The 18,366-nt window shown below is 57.3% G+C and carries 13 protein-coding genes; all 13 read left to right on the plus strand.

The window, feature by feature from the left end:
- Positions 1-10: 10 nt before the first annotated feature.
- The 13 genes from mutM (at position 11) to rlmN (ending at position 18,349) form a co-directional block, all read left to right on the plus strand.
- Complete coding sequence (mutM, locus tag RWS31_RS08525; protein WP_314597531.1) at positions 11-1,444, plus strand: bifunctional DNA-formamidopyrimidine glycosylase/DNA-(apurinic or apyrimidinic site) lyase; 1,434 nt, start codon at positions 11-13, stop codon at positions 1,442-1,444.
- Between the two features lie 32 nt (positions 1,445-1,476).
- Positions 1,477-2,106: a lytic transglycosylase domain-containing protein gene (locus RWS31_RS08530; RefSeq protein WP_294175302.1), complete on the plus strand. Its 630-nt coding sequence runs from the start codon at positions 1,477-1,479 to the stop codon at positions 2,104-2,106.
- A gap of 11 nt (positions 2,107-2,117) precedes the next feature.
- Positions 2,118-5,885 (plus strand): PolC-type DNA polymerase III, encoded by a 3,768-nt coding sequence (locus RWS31_RS08535; RefSeq protein ID WP_314597534.1) that lies wholly within the window; start codon positions 2,118-2,120, stop codon positions 5,883-5,885.
- A 119-nt stretch (positions 5,886-6,004) separates the two neighbouring features.
- On the plus strand, positions 6,005-7,339 hold the full coding sequence (gene miaB / locus RWS31_RS08540; RefSeq protein ID WP_314597536.1) for a tRNA (N6-isopentenyl adenosine(37)-C2)-methylthiotransferase MiaB: 1,335 nt from the start codon (positions 6,005-6,007) through the stop codon (positions 7,337-7,339).
- A gap of 55 nt (positions 7,340-7,394) precedes the next feature.
- On the plus strand, positions 7,395-9,980 hold the full coding sequence (gene mutS / locus RWS31_RS08545) for a DNA mismatch repair protein MutS (protein WP_314597538.1): 2,586 nt from the start codon (positions 7,395-7,397) through the stop codon (positions 9,978-9,980).
- A complete protein-coding gene (gene mutL, locus RWS31_RS08550) occupies positions 9,977-11,899 on the plus strand; it encodes a DNA mismatch repair endonuclease MutL (protein ID WP_314597539.1) in 1,923 nt (640 codons plus the stop codon). Before mutS ends, mutL begins: the two co-directional genes overlap by 4 nt.
- A gap of 8 nt (positions 11,900-11,907) precedes the next feature.
- On the plus strand, positions 11,908-12,699 hold the full coding sequence (locus tag RWS31_RS08555) for a class I SAM-dependent methyltransferase (RefSeq protein WP_314597541.1): 792 nt from the start codon (positions 11,908-11,910) through the stop codon (positions 12,697-12,699).
- Positions 12,700-12,819: 120 nt separating this feature from the next.
- Positions 12,820-13,632 carry an amidohydrolase family protein gene (locus RWS31_RS08560; protein ID WP_314597544.1) on the plus strand — a complete coding sequence of 271 codons (813 nt, stop codon included), beginning with the start codon at positions 12,820-12,822 and terminating at the stop codon, positions 13,630-13,632.
- Positions 13,633-13,685: 53 nt separating this feature from the next.
- Entirely contained in the window at positions 13,686-14,153 is a 468-nt protein-coding gene (def, locus tag RWS31_RS08565; RefSeq protein ID WP_006192413.1) for a peptide deformylase, read from the plus strand.
- A complete protein-coding gene (fmt, locus tag RWS31_RS08570) occupies positions 14,150-15,091 on the plus strand; it encodes a methionyl-tRNA formyltransferase (protein WP_314597546.1) in 942 nt (313 codons plus the stop codon). Before def ends, fmt begins: the two co-directional genes overlap by 4 nt.
- Before the next feature lie 32 nt (positions 15,092-15,123).
- A complete protein-coding gene (locus RWS31_RS08575; protein WP_009645200.1) occupies positions 15,124-15,954 on the plus strand; it encodes a DUF116 domain-containing protein in 831 nt (276 codons plus the stop codon).
- 9 nt (positions 15,955-15,963) lie between these two features.
- The gene (gene rsmB, locus RWS31_RS08580; protein WP_314597549.1) at positions 15,964-17,295 is read left to right on the plus strand and encodes a 16S rRNA (cytosine(967)-C(5))-methyltransferase RsmB; all 1,332 of its coding nucleotides are present in this window, start codon (positions 15,964-15,966) and stop codon (positions 17,293-17,295) included.
- A 4-nt stretch (positions 17,296-17,299) separates the two neighbouring features.
- The gene (rlmN, locus tag RWS31_RS08585; protein ID WP_314597550.1) at positions 17,300-18,349 is read left to right on the plus strand and encodes a 23S rRNA (adenine(2503)-C(2))-methyltransferase RlmN; all 1,050 of its coding nucleotides are present in this window, start codon (positions 17,300-17,302) and stop codon (positions 18,347-18,349) included.
- Positions 18,350-18,366 lie beyond the last annotated feature (17 nt).

Genomic DNA, 18,366 nt, shown 5'->3' on the forward strand with positions numbered 1-18,366 from the left:
GATGAGATGAATGCCGGAACTTCCCGAAGTTGAAACCATACGGCGTTCTTTGGAAAAAGTTGCGGCGGAACGGCGCATCACGGAGGTCGATGCGCTTCTGCCGCGAACGATAAGATCCCCAGAGGTCGAGGTGTTCCGCTCGCGTGTGCGCGGGCAGCGCATCCTTCGCTTGGAACGGCGCGGCAAGTATCTGATGCTGCTTCTGGAGAGCGGGGAAACTTTGCTGCTCCATCTGCGCATGACGGGACGCTTTTATCGGCGCGATGTCGACACGCCGCCCAGCAAACATGTGCGAGCTATATTTCATCTGGACGATGGAAGCTGTCTCTTTTTTGAAGACGTTCGGACATTCGGCGAGATCCATCTACTGCAGCCGCAGGAAAGGAAAGCATTTCCTGCATTTGCCTGCATGGGCCCGGAGCCTTTGACCGAGGAATTTGATGCATCGTATTTATATGACGCCATGCAAAAGAGCGGTCAGCGCATCAAGAGCTTTTTGCTCGATCAGGGCAAGGTGGCGGGACTTGGCAATATCTATGTCGATGAGGCCTTGTTCTTTGCAGGCGTCCATCCTCTGCGAAGAGCGCATACGCTGAATCACGACGAGGCGTTCCGTCTTTGGCAGGCGATCACGAAGGTCATCGCCGAAGGCATCGAAGACGGTGGCACGACGTTTCGTGACTATGTGGACGGCGAGGGCAAGTCTGGCTTCCATCAGCAAAAGCTGCGCGTCTATCATCGGGAAGGAGAGCCGTGCCTCGTCTGCGGCACAAAGATCGAGAAGATTCGTGTGGGCGGGCGCGGCACGCGCTTCTGCCCGCATTGTCAGGCGCTGCGCGACGGCAAGCTGAGATTGATCGGCTTGACCGGCGTCATCGCGAGTGGCAAGAGCACGGTCAGCCGTCAGCTCATGAAGCTTGGCGCACATGTCGTTGATATCGATAAGATCGCGCACGATCTGGCAAAGCCGCACAAACCTCTTTGGGATGCCTATCGCGAGCATTTCGGTGAAGAGATCTTGGCCGAGGACGGCAGTCTTTGCCGTGAAAAGATTGCGGCGCGAGTGTTTTCCGATCCCGAGGAGCGGCGCTGGATCGATGGGGCGGCGCATCCGTTGATTGCTGCAAGCGTGAGGAAAAAGATTGCCGCTCTTGAGAAAAAGGGCGCGAAAATCATCTTTCTCGATGTGCCGCTGCTCTTTGAGGCAGGTTGGAATCGCATGGCAGATTTCATCTGGCTCGTTTCTGTGTCGAAGGAGACGCAGCTGGCGCGTCTGATGAAGCGTAACGGCTATACCGAGGAGGAAGCGGCGGCAAGGATTCGCTCGCAATTTCCGTTGGAGGAGAAGAGGCAGCGTGCCGACTGCATCATCGAGAACGATGGCACGCTGCAAGAGACGGCTGCGCAGACAGCGGCGGCATGGGAAAGGCTGTCGGCGCTTTGAGATGCGCCGCACAGAGGGAAGAGGGAGCTTGCATGGCGGAGGGCAATGATTTTCACAGGCGCGTCAGGCAGAGACGGCAGGAGACGAATCGTCGCTTTGCCGCCTTCTTCCTTGGCGTTGTCATCCTGTGCATGGCGTTTTCCTTTTTTTTCGCCATGCAGTCGGAATCCATGCAGCGTCAGTACATCTACCCCTATCCATATCGCTCGGTTGTCGAGCATTATGCTGCAAAGTACAAGGTGGACAGTTCTCTCGTGGCGGGCATGATCTTGTCAGAGAGCAAGTTTCAAAGCGGGGCGAAATCTCATCGCGGCGCCGTCGGCCTGATGCAGCTGATGCCGGAAACGGCGCTGTGGATTTCCGAGCAAATCGACGATCAGGAGTATAATCCGGGCGAACTGCATGAACCGCAGAAGAATATCGAGTACGGCACATGGTACATCGCTTCGCTGGAAAAGGAGTTCGAGGGAAACGACGTGCTGGCTCTGGCAGCGTACAACGCCGGACGCGGCAATGTGCACGATTGGATGGAAGAAAATCATTGGGGCATGGATTTTCGTGAGGTTTCCGCCATACCTTATGAGGAAACGCGCGCCTATGTGATGAGTGTTCTGAAGAACAGGCAGAAGTATTTGGAGCTTTACGGCGACAAGGAAGATTGAGCGAGGCGCGTATGATGCAGAAGAAGCTATGTATTGTTCCGGAAAAAAGAAATATCCTGCGCGAACTCACGCAGGGCATCGAGCTTACGCAAGCAGAGCAGAAGCTTCTCTTTGCCGCCGTCGTCAAGCATGTGGAGATTTCTCTGAAAGGGAACTCTTGGGAGATTCTGCTGCAGACGCAGGAATTCATCCGCACGAGCCTCCTCGACTATGTGGGCGCATATATCAAGAAGCGGGTGCAGATCGAGAATCTTGTGTTTTATCAGGACGTTCTCGATATTGAGGCTTCCATTGAGCGCACATGGAAGGAACTCTGCCTCGTTGCCGCCAACGGCAATCCGACGGTGCTCCATCTGCTCAAGAATGCAAAGCGCATCTTCGACGGGAGCAGTCTGCTCCTTGAGGTCAAGGGTGAGCTTTCGGGCGAGATTCTGCGCGCGCACGATGTGCCGAATCTCCTGCAGAAGGCCATCGAGAAGATGCTCACGATTCGCTGCACCGTTTCGTACAAGGCGCTTGACGAGGAATACGACATCCTGGAAGAGGATGGCGACCTCATGATGGATCGCGTCTATGAGGAAAATCTGCGGCAGAAGAAAGAAGCGTCTGCCGCGGCTCCTTCTGCGGCACAGCCGAAAAAAGCGTCTGCGGCTTCGGCGCATCGGTCAGCGCCCATGACGCGGACGGCGGGGCATGGCGCAGACTTGATTTTTGGCAAGAGGTTTACGGGCGAAGCGATTTCCATCGACGACACTGACGGCGAGATGAAGAACGTCATCCTGACAGGTACGATCGGGCGCGTCAGTTCACGGGAGTTCAAGACGAACACGAAGCTGCTGCTCTTTGATCTCGCCGATGCGACGAATGGTATCAGCTGTAAGAAGTTCTTCAAGGAAAAGGAGCAGGAAGTATACGACAAGGCACTGGCTTCCGTGAAAGAAGGGATGCTCGTACGCGTCAAGGGCGCGATTCGCTTTGACACGTTCCAGAACGAGTTCATGCTCTTCGTCGATTCGATGCAGAAAGTGGAAAAGCCGAAGCGCGAGGACAAGTCCGAGGTCAAGCGCGTCGAGCTTCATGCACATACGCGCATGAGCAACATGGATGCCGTGGTCTCAGCGGAAACGCTGATCAAGACGGCGGCTTCATGGGGCTGGCCTGCCATCGCCATCACCGATCATGGCGTCGTACAGGCGTTCCCCGATGCAGCCAAGGCGGCGTCCAAGCTCGACATCAAGGTCATATACGGCATGGAAGGCTATCTTGTCCAGGAGGATTTTGAGCAGAAACACGCGAACCATATCATTTTTCTGGCAAAGAACTTGAACGGCCTGCGCAATCTCTATCAGATGGTGTCGCTGTCGCATCTGAAATATCTGCATCGTCAGCCGCGCCTTCCCAAACACATCATTGAGGAATACCGCGAGGATGTCATCATCGGCTCTGCCTGCGAAGCGGGCGAGCTGATCCGCGCCATCGTCGCGCAGAAGCCCGAAGAGGAGCTTCTGGAAATCGCGAGTTTTTACGACTACCTTGAGATCCAGCCCATCGGCAACAATGAGTTCCTAGTGCGAAGCGACAAATTCCCGCACATCAAGGATGACGAGGACTTGCGGCGCATCAATCTCAAGGTGGCGGAGCTGGCGAAGAAACTCGGGAAAATGCTCATCGCTACGTGCGACGTCCATTTTCTCAATCCCGAGGATGCGATCTACCGCGCGATTCTCATGAAGGGCAAGGGCTTCGAGGATGCGGAACTGCAGCCGCCGCTTTTTTTGCGCACGACGGAGGAGATGCTCGCCGAGTTCGATTATCTGGGCGAAGAAGCCGCCTACGAGGCGGTCGTGACGAATCCGCGCAAGGTCAGCGACATGATCGAGAAATTCAAGCCCATTCCCGATGAACTTTATTCACCGATGATTCCGGGCGCTGCGGAGGAAATCCGCGATATGTCATACCGCAAGGCGCGTTCCCTCTACGGCGAGAACCTGCCCGAGGTCGTCGAAGCCCGCTTGAAGCAGGAGCTTACGCCGATCATCGGGCATGGTTTCTCGGTGCTCTACCTCATTGCCCAGCGCCTCGTCAAGAAGTCGAACGATGACGGCTATCTCGTCGGCTCGCGCGGCTCGGTCGGCTCTTCCTTCGTGGCGACGATGACCGACATCACGGAGGTTAACCCTCTGCCGCCGCATTGGCGCTGCCCGCACTGCAAGTTCAGCGAATTCGTCGAGGACGGCTCCGTCGGCTGCGGTTACGATCTGCCGAGCCGAAAATGCCCCGTCTGCGGCACGGAGCTCCTAAAAGACGGGCACGACATCCCGTTTGCCGTATTTCTCGGCTTTGACGGCGACAAGGTTCCCGATATTGATTTGAATTTTTCGGGCGAATATCAGCCCGTGGCACACAAGTATACGGAAGAGCTTTTCGGCAAGGACAACGTCTACCGCGCGGGCACGATCGCCACAGTCGCTGACAAGACGGCGTTCGGCTATGTGAAGAAGTTCTTTGAGGAGAAGGGCGTCAAGAAGCACAATGCCTACATCGCGAGTCTCGCCGCCGGCTGCATGGGCGTCAAGCGCACGACGGGACAGCATCCTGCAGGCATCATGGTCGTGCCGCGCAATATGGACGTACACTTTTTCACGCCGATCCAGCGTCCCGCCGACGACAAGAACACGACGACGATCACGACGCATTTCGACTATCATTCAATCAGCAGCCGTCTCGTCAAGCTCGACATCCTCGGACACGATGACCCGACGGTCATCAAGATGCTCGAAGACCTCACGCACCGCGATCCCAAGACGATACCGTTCGACGATCCGGCGACCCTGAGCATCTTTTCTTCGACGAAGGCGCTGGGGCTTGATCCCAAGGAACTTGGAGCGAATTCGGGCACGTTCGGCATCCCCGAGTTCCGAACGGGATTCACGCGCCAGATGATCGACGATACGCATCCGTCGTGCTTCAGCGACCTCGTGCGTATCTCGGGCTTCTCGCACGGCACGGACGTTTGGCTCGGCAATGCGCAGGATCTTATCCGCAGCGGTCAATGTACCCTGCGCGAAGCCATATCGGCGCGAGATGACATCATGATGTACTTGATTCACAGCGGCATCGATCCGCTCCTTTCCTTTCAGACGATGGAATCGGTCAGAAAGGGCAAGGGCATAAAGGAAGAGACGGTGAAGATTCTGCGCGAGGGAGGCATCCCCGAATGGTACATCGAGGCGTGTCAGAAAATCAAGTACATGTTCCCGCGCGCCCACGCGACCGCCTACGTCATGATGGCTTGGCGCATCGCTTACTGCAAGGTGCATTACCCGCTCGCCTTCTATGCGGCCTATTTCTCGATTCGTGCGGCGGAATTTGACGCTGATGTCGTGGCGCGCGGCAAGGACTATGTGAAGAAGCAGCTCGACGCATTGGAGGCGAAGGAAGCGCCCGACATCAAGGAAAAAGCGACGATCATCGTCCTGCAGCTTGCTTGGGAGATGTATCTTCGAGGCTTTTTTATGGAGCGCGTCGATATCTACGCCTCCGAAGCGGAGCGCTTCGTGCTCCACGAGAAATCCCTCCTGCCGCCGCTCGCCTCCTTGGGCGGCGTTGGAGCTTCTGCCGCGCGCAGCATCGTCGAGGCGCGAAAGGACGGACTCTTCACGTCCATCGAGGACATCAAGAAGCGCACGGGCGTATCGAAGACGTGCATCGAGGCGCTGCAGGCGCACGGCTGCCTTGCCGATATGGATGCGAGCGATCAGATGGAACTTTTCATGTAGTTGGGGGTGGCTTCGGCTTGACCTCTTGGAACGTCATGAGAAAATAATATGACATTTCAAGAAAAATACTATATAATGATACGCAGATTTCAGTTTTGTAAGGAGTACGTCAATTTTTCATGGGAAATGGTATCTTGCAGAAGAAGAGGGCATTTATCGGCGTCTATGGCTGCCAGATGAATATTTCCGATGCGGAGCGGATGGAAGGCCAGTTGGCGACGCTTGGCTACGAGCGCACGGAGGATATGGCGCGCGCCGATCTCATTCTTCTGAATACATGCTGTGTGAGGGAGACGGCGGAGGACAAGGTCTACGGGAAGATCGGCGAGATCAAGCATATCAAGCGCGCGAATCCCGCACTCATCTTTGGTATCACGGGCTGCATGGCGCAGAAGGAAGGCGAAGCCTTGATTCGCCGTGCACCGCACATCGACTTCGTGCTTGGAACGAACAAGGTGCATGAGCTGAAGGCGACGGTTCGCCGGCTTGAATCCGCAAGGCGCGGTCCTGTCGTCGATGTGCTGTTGGGCGATGCGCCGCTGCCCGAGAACGTGCCGATCGAGCGCACGGGACGGCTTTCCGCCTGGGTGCCCATCATGTACGGCTGCAACAATTTCTGCACCTATTGCATCGTTCCCTATGTGCGCGGCCGCGAGCACAGCCGCCGGCCGGAGGACGTCGTGCGCGAGGTGGAAGAGGCGGCAGCGCAGGGCTTCAAGGAAATCACGCTCCTGGGACAGAATGTCAACTCCTACGGCAAGGATCACAAGATTGCGAGCTTTGCGGAACTTCTGCTCATGGTCGATGCGGTCAAGGGCGTCGAGCGCGTGCGTTACATGACTTCGCATCCCAAGGATCTCAGCGATGCTGTCATAGATGCAGTCCAGCAGGGCAGGCACATCTGTCCGCATTTTCATCTGCCCGTGCAGCATGGTTCTGACCGAATCTTGCGGGCGATGAACCGCGTCTATCGAAAGGACGCCTATCGTTCTCTTGTCGAGCGGATTCGCGCGGCTGTTCCGGACGCAAGTCTCACGACGGATCTCATCGTCGGCTTTCCGGGCGAGACAGAGGAGGATTTTGGGGAATTGCTCGACTTCCTGCGGGAAATTCGCTACGATGCCGCCTACACGTTCCTTTACTCGAAGCGCTCGGGCACCCCGGCTGCGACGATGGAGGCGCAGGTGGAAGATTCCGTCAAGAAGGAACGTCTGCACCGCCTCATGGAGGTGCAGAATGAAATCAGTCTGGAAAAGAATGCGGCGCTCAAAGGAACGGTGCAGGAGGTTCTGGCGGAAGGGCCGAGCCGTACCGATGAGGATGTGTGGACGGGCAGGACGGGGACGAACAAGATCGTCCTGTGGCAGAAAAAGGGTCAGGAAACTGAGGGCGACATCGTGCGCGTGCGCATCACGCAGCCGCAGACATGGGTGCTCAAGGGTGAATTGCAGTAGGGCGGGGGCGGCATAGGCTGCCCTTTTCTTGTTCGAGAGCGCTTTAGGAGGCTTTATGGAACTCACACCGATGATGCAGCAGTATCTGGAAACGAAGAACCGGCATCCCGACGAGATACTGTTCTTTCGGCTCGGCGATTTTTATGAGATGTTCTTCGATGACGCCAAGCTCGTTTCTCGGGAACTTGGGCTGACTTTGACGAGCCGCAGCGGCAACAAGGAGAAGACGCCGATGTGCGGCGTTCCGTACCATGCCGCTGAGAGCTACATTGCGAAGCTCATCAACAAGGGATACAAGGTCGCCATCGCTGAGCAGATCGGCGACCCGAAGGCGAAGGGGCTTACGAAACGCGAGGTCATAAAGATCGTCACGCCCGGCACAGTGCTCGCGGAATCCTCGCTGCACAATGCGCAGAACAACTATATAGCTCTGATTTTTGAGGAAGAGGAAGCGCTCGCACTCGCCGCCGCCGATGTTTCGACGGGCGAGTGCTTCTACGGCATTTATGAGGGAAAGGCCGCGCGGCAGATGCTCTTCGATGAGCTTTATCGCCTGATGATGCCGGAACTCATCCTGATGGGCGAAATTACTTTCCGCGATGAACTCGACGAATTCCTCGCGCTTCGGATGCCGAAGTGCGCCCTGACGCATCGAAAGACTGCATTCCCCGATTGGAAGCTGCGTCTGACACAGCACTTTGACAAGGATTCCTTGCCGCGGCGTGAATTTGCACAAAAGGCGGTCGCCGTCCTGCTTGACTATCTGCATGAGACGGTCAAGACAGATCTTTCGCATATCAACCGCCTGATCTACCTCGATGCGAGCGCAAACCTCGTCCTCGACACATATACTTTGCGCAATTTGGAGATCATCCGCAATCTGCGTGACGGCGGCAAGAAAGATACCTTGCTCGACGTCCTCGACTTCACGAAAACGGCGATGGGAAGCCGCCTCCTGCGCAAGTGGCTCGAATATCCGCTACTTTCCCGCGAGAAGATTGAGCGGCGCTTGGACGGCGTGGCGGAGTTTGCCGCAGACTTTTCCCTGCGAGAGGATGTGCAGGCGCATTGCCGGGAAATTTTTGACTTCGAGCGCCTTTTGACGCGCATCGAAGTGGGCACGGCGAATGCGCGAGATCTCGTTGCGCTGAAGCTGTCGCTCGGGGCATTGCCTCCTTTGAAGGCGCGGCTTGCCGCAGTCTCTGCACCGCTCTTGCGCGAAGCAGAGGGCGGCGTCGCGCTATTTGAAGAAATCGTATCGCTCTTGGAGCGTGCCATCGTGGAAGAACCGGGCATTTCCCTCAGAGAAGGCGGCATCATCAAGGAAAACTATGATGCGGAACTCGACGAGTATCGCCATATCTCGCATGACAGCAAGAAGATGCTGCAGCAGATGGAGGAGCGTGAAAAAGAACTCACAGGAATCAAAACCCTGAAGATCGGTTACAACAAGGTCTTCGGCTACTACATCGAGGTGCGCCGCAGCGGCGCCGATCTCGTGCCCGAGCGCTATATAAGAAAGCAGACATTGGCGAATGCCGAACGCTACATCACGGAGGAACTCAAGGAGTTTGAAACGAAGATCCTCGGCGCACAGGAAAAGATTGTCCAGATCGAATACCGCCTTTTCACGGAGATCCGCGAGACGATCAAGGCGGATCTGAGCCGCATCCAGCAGACGGCGCAGCACATCGCCGTCCTCGATGTGCTCGCAAGTCTCGCCGAAGCCGCGAACAATTATAACTATGTGCGTCCCAAACTCGCAGCAAACGGAGAAATCTCCATTCGCGACGGCAGGCATCCGCTCGTGGAGCGTATTCTCACGAACGACCTCTTCGTGCCGAATGATACCGAACTAAACCATCAAGAATGCGAGATCATGCTCATCACAGGGCCGAATATGGCGGGAAAGTCGACCTACATGCGCCAGGTCGCCCTTTTGACGCTCATGGCGCAGAGCGGCAGCTTCGTGCCGGCGAAGGAGATGACATTTTCTCCCGTTGACCGCATCTTCACGCGCATCGGGGCGAGCGATGATCTTGTCAGCGGGCAGAGCACCTTCATGGTCGAGATGAATGAGGTGGCGCAGATCTTGAAGTATGCGACGAAGGACAGCCTCGTGATTCTGGATGAGATCGGCAGGGGGACGAGCACCTTCGACGGCATGAGCATCGCGCGCGCTGTCGTCGAATACATGCGCAGCAAGATTCATGCCAAGACGCTGTTTGCCACGCATTATCATGAACTGACGGATATGGAAGACGAACGCATAAAGAACTATTGCATCGCGGTCAAGGAGCGCGGCGCGAAGGTCGCCTTCCTGCGCCGCATCATCCGGGGCAGTGCGGATAAGTCGTACGGCATCCATGTGGCGCGTCTGGCGGGTCTGCCAAAGAACGTCACGCAGAGGGCGCAGGAAATTCTCGATGAAATCGAGCAATGCGCGGGCATCGCCGTTTCCTCGAAAGCGCCTGAGCAAGCGGCGCCGCAGGAAGAAGCCGCCTTGATGGGTTCGCTCTTCGCCCCGTCCCTGCGTGATACCATTCTGTCGCTCGATGTCATGGCCATGACGCCGTTGGAAGCTTTGAATGAACTGTACCGTCTGCAGCAGCAGGTGAAGGGAGAGGAGGGAAAGCGATGAGCCGGATTCATGTGCTCGACGACAATACGATCAACAAGATCGCGGCGGGTGAGGTCGTGGAGCGCCCTGCCTCCGTCGTCAAAGAACTTGTAGAAAATTCGATCGATGCGGGAGCGACGAAGATCGAAGTGGAAATTATGGCGGGTGGCACGAGCCTCATGCGCGTGACGGATAATGGCTGCGGTATGAGCCTGGAAGATGCAAAACTTGCCATCGAGCGTCATGCGACGAGCAAGATTCAGGAGGTTGGCGATCTCTATTCCTTGAGGACGCTTGGTTTTCGCGGCGAGGCTTTGCCGACGATAGCCGCCGTCTCCCGCTTCCGTATGCGCACGCGAAAAGAGGGCGAAGAACTCGGTACCCAAGTGAGCATCATCGGCGGCGTCACGCACGACATCGGCGAGACGGGATGCAGTCTGGGCACGACGATCCAGGTCGAAGACTTATTCTTCAATACGCCCGCGCGCAAGAAGTTCCTCAAGACGACGCATACGGAAGGCGGGCGCATCAGCGACTTTATGACGAAGCTCGCGCTTTCTCGCCCCGACATAGCATTTCGTCTCATTAGCAATAATAAGACGGCAGCGATGACACCGGGAAACGGTTCGCTCTTTGATGCCATTCGCAGCATTTACGGTTCACAGGTCGCCGACGCACTTCTGGCGCTTTCCTTCGAGGATGAGGACGTCAAGATTACGGGCTATATCACGAAGCCTTCGATGCTCAAGAGCAGCCGCGCTTGGCAGACCTTCATCGTGAACAGCCGCATCATATCGAACAAGGCGATTGCCAAGGCGATCGACAACGCCTATCACTCGCTCCTGCCGAAATCGGGCTTTCCCATGGTCGTCTTGAACATCACTGTGCCGCAGCGCTCCGTCGACGTCAATGTCCATCCGCAGAAGAGCGAGATGAAGTTCGAGGACGAGGGGCGCATCTTCAAGGCGGTCTACAAGGCAGTGGTCGACGCCATCCGACCCGTCGGGCAGACGCTTGAGGACGTGGCAGCTTCCGTGCAGAATGTCGAGCGCCGCTATGCGATGGAGCCGATGCAGTTTGTCGCAGCCGCTCAGGCATCGGAGGAGGAACATTTCGCCGGGAATGGTTCGGCCAAGACCTCTTTTGGTATCAGATATACGGAGAATCCTTACCAAGCAGCACCCGCGCCGGCGGCGATGAGTTTCGCTGAGGCGCAGAGCGTCCTCAAGGGCGAAGGTGCGGCATACAGCGCACACGACGTCGCCTCCGCTGACGGAGGACTCGTGCACGAGGCGCGGGACGCGTCATATAAGCCGCAGGGAAGAGCCGCAGAGATGCCGCTTGCCGACGTGTCGGAAGCCGGTCTTTACCATGCGAGCATCACGCCGATCGGGCAGGTCGATCTCTGCTATATCATCGCGAAGGACAAGGATGGCCTCTACATCGTCGATCAACATGCGGCGCACGAACGCATCCTTTATGACAAGTTTTCCGCCATGGCGGAGCGCATCCCGTCACAGCAGCTTCTCGTGCATCCGATCTTGTCGTTCGATGCGAGGGAAGCCGCGCTCGTATCGGAGAATCAGGAGCTGTTCCGCCGTCTGGGCTTTGACATGGAGGCCTGCGGTGAGCGCGATTTCCGCTTGAAGGAAGTCCCTGCGGACATTCCCGTATCCGAAGCAGAGGATATGGTTCGCGAAATCCTCGCGAGACTCTATGACATGCACGAGACGACGGCGCAGGAAATCCGCCATGCGTGTCTCGCTACAATGGCGTGCCGCGCAGCCATCAAATCGGGTGACGAGCTAAATTTTCGCCAGATGCAGATCGTCTTGGAGGAGCTTTCGCAGACGGCGCGTCCCTATACATGCCCGCATGGACGCCCGACCATCTTGAAGTTCAGCAGTGAAGAATTGGCGAAGATGTTCAAACGGACGTGAGGTGCAGGATGGAAGAGAAGAACTTGGCGATTGTCACGACGGGCTACAAGAGCCGCCAGGCGGACTGCCTGCTCGCCCAAGAGACTGCAGAGCGGCTGGGAATCCCCTTCGTCAAGCGCAGGCATGTATCGTATGAGGACTTGCGGGCGCAGTACGGAGTGCTCTTCGTGCTCGTGGTGAAGAAGGGCGGTCTGCGCCTGGAAACGTCCGATGGCGAATTGTTTTTCCATCCCAATATGGCACATGTGCGTGTCAGGGAACTGGGGCGCGGGCAAAAGGATCATATGGTGGAAGCGATGGGAATCGGCGAGGGGGACACGGTGCTTGACTGTACGCTCGGCCTCGGCGCCGATTCCATCACGGCGAGCTTCATCGCAGGGGAGCGCGGCAAGGTGACGGCGCTTGAGAAAAGCCCGTTGATTTATGAGATTGTGCGCCATGGACTCGCGCACTTCTCGGCAGGAAATTACGATCTGCACGCCGCCATGCGTCGAGTTGAGGTGCGGCGGGCAGATTATGAGGATTTTCTGCGAACGCTTCCCGATGATTCTTATGATGTTGTCTACTTCGACCCGATGTTTCGGCATCCTCTGAAGGACAGCGTGCAGCTCGCGCCGCTGCGCCTTCTGGCGGAATCCGCGCCCGTCTCCCTTTCCGCCGTAGCCGAAGCGTGCCGCGTGGCGAGACGGCGCGTCGTGCTGAAGGAAAACAGCCGCAGCCTGGAATTCGCACGCCTGGGCTTTTCCCATATTGCAGGGGGAAAATACAGTCCCGTTCACTACGGCGTGCTCGATGTGTAGCGAAGAGTTTATCCATGCTGCCGTAACTTCCGTTTCTTTTCTTCTCACGCGTCTTGTGCTATGATAGGAAGGAGCTTTCGGCAGAATGAAAGGCTCTCGCTATGCGAAAGGATATACTTTATGAAAATCATAGATGCGCACCTGCACTTTTGCAAGGAAGATTACTTTGACGAGATTGCCCTTGCTGCAGGGCATGAAAATACAGCAGAGCATCTGGAGGACGCCTATCAGCGTCTCGGCATCGTGCATGGCGTCGTCATGGGGAACAAGAGCCTTGAGCCAAAGGAGCATGACTACCCGGCTTTTCTCAGTTATTGCATCGGTCTTGACACCTTGGGCGAGGAGCGCTCGCCGGAGGAGCAGATCGCGCTCGTCGAGGAAAACCTCAAGCGCAGGCAATGCGTCGGCATCAAGCTCTATCCGGGCTATCGCCATTTCTACGTTTACGAAGAAGCTCTCGCACCGTTTTATGCGCTGGCGGAAAAATACGACAAACCCGTCGCCATCCATACGGGGCTGACAGCTTCCACGGACGGCCTTTTAAAGTACAGTCATCCGCTTGTGCTCGATGAGGCCGCCGTGCGCTGGCCGCGCGTGCAGTTCGTCATGTGCCACTTTGGCAACCCGTGGCTCTTGGACGCCGTGGGCGTCGTGGAGAAGAACCCCAACGTCGCGGTGGACTTTTCGGGGCTTTTGGAGGGAAAGATTGTTGACGCCGAGCGATTCTATCGAAAGAAGCAAGGGTATATGCGCATGCTGACGGATTGGTTGGAATACCTCGACTGCTATGACCGCATCATGTTCGGTACGGACTGGCCCTTGGCGAATTTGGCGGATTACATACGGTTCATGAAAGAGATCGTTCCCGAGGAAGAGTGGGAAAAGGTATTCTTTTCCGCTGCAAATCGCATCTATGGGCTGGGCCTGTCGTGAGGTGCGAGGGTCGGTGTAGTTTTCAGAATCATAGCTTTTGGAGGAAATGAGGCATGTCGTTATTGGAAATAAAGAAGGCGGGAGCGCCTGTCTTGAAGGAAATCTGCGCTCCCGTGGAACGTGTCGATGCAAGGCTCAGGAAACTGCTTGATGACATGGCAGAAACGATGTACGAGGCGAACGGCATCGGCATCGCTGCGCCGCAGGTGGGTGAGGCTCTGCGCATGGTCGTCATCGATATAGGCGATGGAATCATCGAGCTCGTCAATCCGAAGATCACGTTTCGTGAGGGAAGCGAAACGGATTCGGAAGGCTGCCTGAGCGTGCCCGGAATTTTCGGCGAGGTCGAGCGCGCGGCGAAGGTCAAGGTCGAGTTTCTCGACCGGCGCGGCAAGCGCAAGCATATCACGGCGAAGGGGCTTTTGGCGCGCTGCATCCAGCATGAACTTGACCATCTGGAGGGCGTGCTCTTCATCGACGTGGCGCAGAGCCTGCGCAAGGAAGAGGAGCAAAAGTCATGAAGCGCTTTCGTGTGATTTTCATGGGAACTCCCGATTTCGCCGTGCCGTGCCTCGCGCGTCTCGTAGAGATTTCCGATGTCGTTGCCGTCGTGACGCAGCCGGACAGACCCAAGGGGCGCGGGCAGAAGCTTCTGCCGCCGCCCGTCAAGGTGTTCTCTCAAGAACATGGCATCGCGGTCTATCAGCCGGTGCGCGTCAAAGCGCCGGATTTCGTCGACGTCCTGCGCGGACTCGCGCCTGACCTCATCGTCGTCGTCGCCTTCGGGCAGATCTTGTCGAAGGAGATTCTTTCTCTGCCTCCCTTGGGCTGCATCAACGTCCACGCTTCGCTCCTGCCGCGCTATCGCGGTGCGGCGCCGATGCAGTGGGCGATCGTGCGCGGAGAGAAGGAGACGGGCGTCACGACGATGTTCATGGACGAAGGTCTTGATACGGGCGATATGCTCTTGCGGGAAACGCTGCCGATCACGCAGGCGATGACGGCTGCCGAACTGCACGATGCGATGATGAAGCTCGGTGCGGATGTCTTGGAAAAGACACTTTTTTCCTTGTCGGAGGGAACACTCAAGCGCACGCCGCAGGATGATGCGCTTTCCACATACGCGCCGCTTCTTGACAAGGAGGTGGGGCGTATCGACTGGAAGAAATCAGCGCAGGAGATTCATGATCTCGTGCGTGGCCTGAACTCGTGGCCAGGCGCCTACACGATGCTGGCGGGGCAGAAGTTCAAAATCTGGCGCACGCGCCTTGCCGAAGGCACGGCAGAACCCGGCGAAATCGTTTCCGTGACGAAGCAGGGACTTCTCGTCGGCACGGGCGAGGGGATGCTGGAAATACTGGAACTGCAGGCACCGAGCAAGAAGAAGATGGCGGCGGGCGACTATGTGCGCGGCCACGGGCTGCAGCTGCCCGCACACTTCGATTTCGATGCAGAATGACGCATCTGCGTTGAGGAAAGGAGGGAATCGTTTTGACATCTGTGATACCGGGGCTTGAGCGTCCGCACAAGAGACTCTTCATGGCACTTCTGTCATTGAGCTTCCTCTGCATGACGTTTCTCGCCTATGCCGTCTGGCGCGTGAGCTACCTCGGTCTGCTCGAAATCAATGCCTATTTGCCGCTCGTGCTCGGTATCTTCTTCGCGAGCGTCGTATTTCTCACGGGTTTCGGCATCTTGAGCATGGTCGGAGCGATTCTCGGACTGCCGTTTCTGCATATTTTTCAGAAGCAATCGTACACGCTGATCAATCTGCTCTTTCCCGTAGCCATCATGATCGGCAAGGTGTTCGGTTTCAACCGGCGACGCATCGAACGCTCCTTCATCGAGGTCAGCAACCAGATCATCCACCATCGCGGCATCAAGGTGCATGCGAACGAGCTTCTCGTCGTCACGCCGCATTGCCTGCAGCTTGCGACTTGCCCGCACAAGATTACGCGCGACCCGCACAACTGCAAGCGCTGCGGCGGCTGCGACGTCGGCGCTCTCGTGAATCTTGCCGATGAGATGGGTTTCCATTTCTTCATCGTGACGGGCGGCACGCTCGCGCGCCAGACGGTCAAGAAGATTCGCCCGAAGGCGGTCATGGCGATTGCCTGTGAGCGTGATTTGACGAGCGGCATACAGGACGTTTACCCTCTTCCGGCCGTCGGCGTTCTGAACATACGGCCGAACGGCCCGTGCTTCAATACGCACGTCGATATTGAGAAGGTGCGTGAGGAAATCAAGAAATTCTTGATTGACGACGATGCGGCGAAGAAGGAGAAGAATGTGCCCGAAGACGAGGGTGACGGGCAAAAATGAGGAGGAGCTATGGACAAGGCGCGGGAGACGGCGCTCAAGGCGCTTCATGAAGTGAATGAAAAGGGCGCTTATGCCAATGTGGCATTGACGCGGTCTTTGCGTGCCGCGAAACTCTCCGAAGTGGATCGCCGCTTTGCAACGGAACTGGTCTACGGCGCGGCGAAGGCGGGCGGTACGCTCGATTGGATTCTGCGGCGCTACTTGAACCGTCCGCTTTCCAAGATCCCGCCCATGGTGCGGGATATTTTGCGTTTGGGCATATACCAGCTTTTTTTCCTTGCGCGCGTGCCTGCCTCTGCCGCCTGCAATACGGCGGTGGAGATGACGAAGCGCTGCAGCCATGCGGGCACGGTGAAGTTTGTCAACGCCGTTCTGCGCACGGCGGCTCGTGAACCCGAGAAGGCCACATTCCCGACGGGCAAGGCGCATGAAGCGGAAAATCTTGCCCTGTCCCTGCAGCATCCCGAATGGCTCGTGCGACGTTGGATTGAGCAGTTCGGCTATGAAGAGGCAAGAGCGCTCTGCGAATTTGACAATGCGCAGGCGACGCTTTCCCTGCGTACGAACACCTTGAAGATTACGCGGGACGAGCTTCTCGAACGCCTCTCGCAAGAGGGCGTGGAAGCGGAGCCTTCCGCTTGGACACCTGAAGGAATCCTCTGCCTTCGTCACGGCTCTCTCGACGCTCTGGAATCTTTGCAGCAGGGGCTTTTTCAGGTGCAGGACGAAAGCTCGATGCTCGTGGCGCACGTCCTCGCGCCCGAGCCGGGCGAATTCGTGCTCGACGTCTGCAGTGCGCCGGGCGGCAAGACGACGCATATCGCCGCCTCTATGGGCGACCGTGGACGCATCGTCGCACTCGACGTGCATGAGCACAAGATGCGCCGCATTGTGGAAAACTGCGAGCGGCTCGGCATCAAGTCGGTGGAAACTCTGCTCCTTGATGCGCGCGAGGCGGGGAGGCGCTTTCCGCGCCAAGCCGACCGCGTGCTCGTCGATGCGCCGTGCTCGGGACTCGGCGTCCTGCGGCGAAAGCCCGATGCGCGTTGGCGAAAGAGGCCGGACGACCTCGCCGCTCTCGCACGATTGCAGCGGGAAATTCTCAGCTCTGCTGCGGAAGCCGTGAAAAGCGGCGGCGTGCTCGTCTACAGCACATGCACGATCGAGCGCGAGGAAAATGAAGCCGTCGTGGAGGACTTCCTCGCGCGGCACGAAGAGTTCAGCTTGGAGAATGCAGGAGAACTCCTGCCGCTGAAAAAGCGCCCCGAGCGGATGCTGCAGCTTTATCCGCAGCGAGACGGCACGGACGGCTTCTTCATCGCCCGCATGAGAAGAAGGTGAATGCATGAAGAACATTTTCGGCATGACGCTCGAAGCGATGCAGGAGGATTTCGCTGCCCTGCGCTTGGAAAAATACCGCGCGAGGCAGGTGGCGGAATGGCTCTACAGGAAATGTGCGAAGCGTTTTTCCAACATGACGAATCTGCCAAAGTCCCTGCGCACGGAACTTGAGACGAGGTACACGATCGACACGCCTCTTTTGCGCGCGAGGCTCGACGCCGCCGACGGCAGGACGAGCAAGTTCCTGCTCGCCTTTTCCGACGGCGCGGCCGTGGAAGCCGTGCTCATGCGTCAACCTTACGGCAACAGTATATGCATATCGACGCAGGCGGGTTGCAATATGGGCTGCTCCTTCTGCGCATCGACCTTGCATGGATTGGCGCGTGATCTGACGGCGGGGGAAATGCTCGCCGAGGTTCTCTTCATCGAGGAGATGTTGAAATCGCAAGGCGGGAAGGTCGACACCATGGTCCTGATGGGGTCAGGAGAGCCTTTGATGAACTATGAAAATGTCGTGGATTTCCTGCGCCTGCTGCATGAAGAATACGTGCTGAACATCAGCTATCGCAGCATCACGCTGTCTACTTCGGGCATCGTTCCCGCTATAGACCGTCTTGCCGAAGAGGGTATGCCTCTGACGCTTTCTATCTCGCTCCATGCGCCGCGCGAGGAGCTTCGTTCCGAACTCATGCCGATCAATCGCAAGTATCCATTGTCGGACGTCGTCGCGGCAGGAAAACGCTATGCGGAAAAGACGGGGAGGCGCGTCACATACGAGTATATCCTCATCTGTGACGTGAACGACGGCGAGCGGGAGGCTCGGGAATTAGCCGAACTTCTCGCAGGACAACTTGCAAGCGTCAACCTCATTCCCATCAATCCTGTGAAGGAGCGGGGCTTCGAGCGGCCGTCCGAGGAGCGCACTGCAGCCTTCTGTCGTGCGCTCACGCGCCGTCACATAACGGCCACGGTACGTCGGGAGATGGGCGCTGACATACAGGCGGCCTGCGGACAACTGCGCAACCGCCACATGTCCGAGAACGAAGAGCAGTAATAGATTGTGAGGGATTC

Source organism: uncultured Selenomonas sp. (assembly GCF_963528755.1).
Classification (GTDB): Bacteria; Bacillota; Negativicutes; order Selenomonadales; family Selenomonadaceae; genus Selenomonas.

What these genes read in the sequence shown, in the direction of transcription:
- mutM (WP_314597531.1), top strand. Translation starts at nt 11, where the DNA reads ATGCCGGAACTTCCCGAAGTTGAAACCATACGGCGTTCTTTGGAAAAA.
- RWS31_RS08530 (WP_294175302.1), top strand. Translation starts at nt 1,477, where the DNA reads ATGGCGGAGGGCAATGATTTTCACAGGCGCGTCAGGCAGAGACGGCAG.
- RWS31_RS08535 (WP_314597534.1), top strand. Translation starts at nt 2,118, where the DNA reads ATGATGCAGAAGAAGCTATGTATTGTTCCGGAAAAAAGAAATATCCTG.
- miaB (WP_314597536.1), top strand. Translation starts at nt 6,005, where the DNA reads ATGGGAAATGGTATCTTGCAGAAGAAGAGGGCATTTATCGGCGTCTAT.
- mutS (WP_314597538.1), top strand. Translation starts at nt 7,395, where the DNA reads ATGGAACTCACACCGATGATGCAGCAGTATCTGGAAACGAAGAACCGG.
- mutL (WP_314597539.1), top strand. Translation starts at nt 9,977, where the DNA reads ATGAGCCGGATTCATGTGCTCGACGACAATACGATCAACAAGATCGCG.
- RWS31_RS08555 (WP_314597541.1), top strand. Translation starts at nt 11,908, where the DNA reads ATGGAAGAGAAGAACTTGGCGATTGTCACGACGGGCTACAAGAGCCGC.
- RWS31_RS08560 (WP_314597544.1), top strand. Translation starts at nt 12,820, where the DNA reads ATGAAAATCATAGATGCGCACCTGCACTTTTGCAAGGAAGATTACTTT.
- def (WP_006192413.1), top strand. Translation starts at nt 13,686, where the DNA reads ATGTCGTTATTGGAAATAAAGAAGGCGGGAGCGCCTGTCTTGAAGGAA.
- fmt (WP_314597546.1), top strand. Translation starts at nt 14,150, where the DNA reads ATGAAGCGCTTTCGTGTGATTTTCATGGGAACTCCCGATTTCGCCGTG.
- rsmB (WP_314597549.1), top strand. Translation starts at nt 15,964, where the DNA reads ATGGACAAGGCGCGGGAGACGGCGCTCAAGGCGCTTCATGAAGTGAAT.
- rlmN (WP_314597550.1), top strand. Translation starts at nt 17,300, where the DNA reads ATGAAGAACATTTTCGGCATGACGCTCGAAGCGATGCAGGAGGATTTC.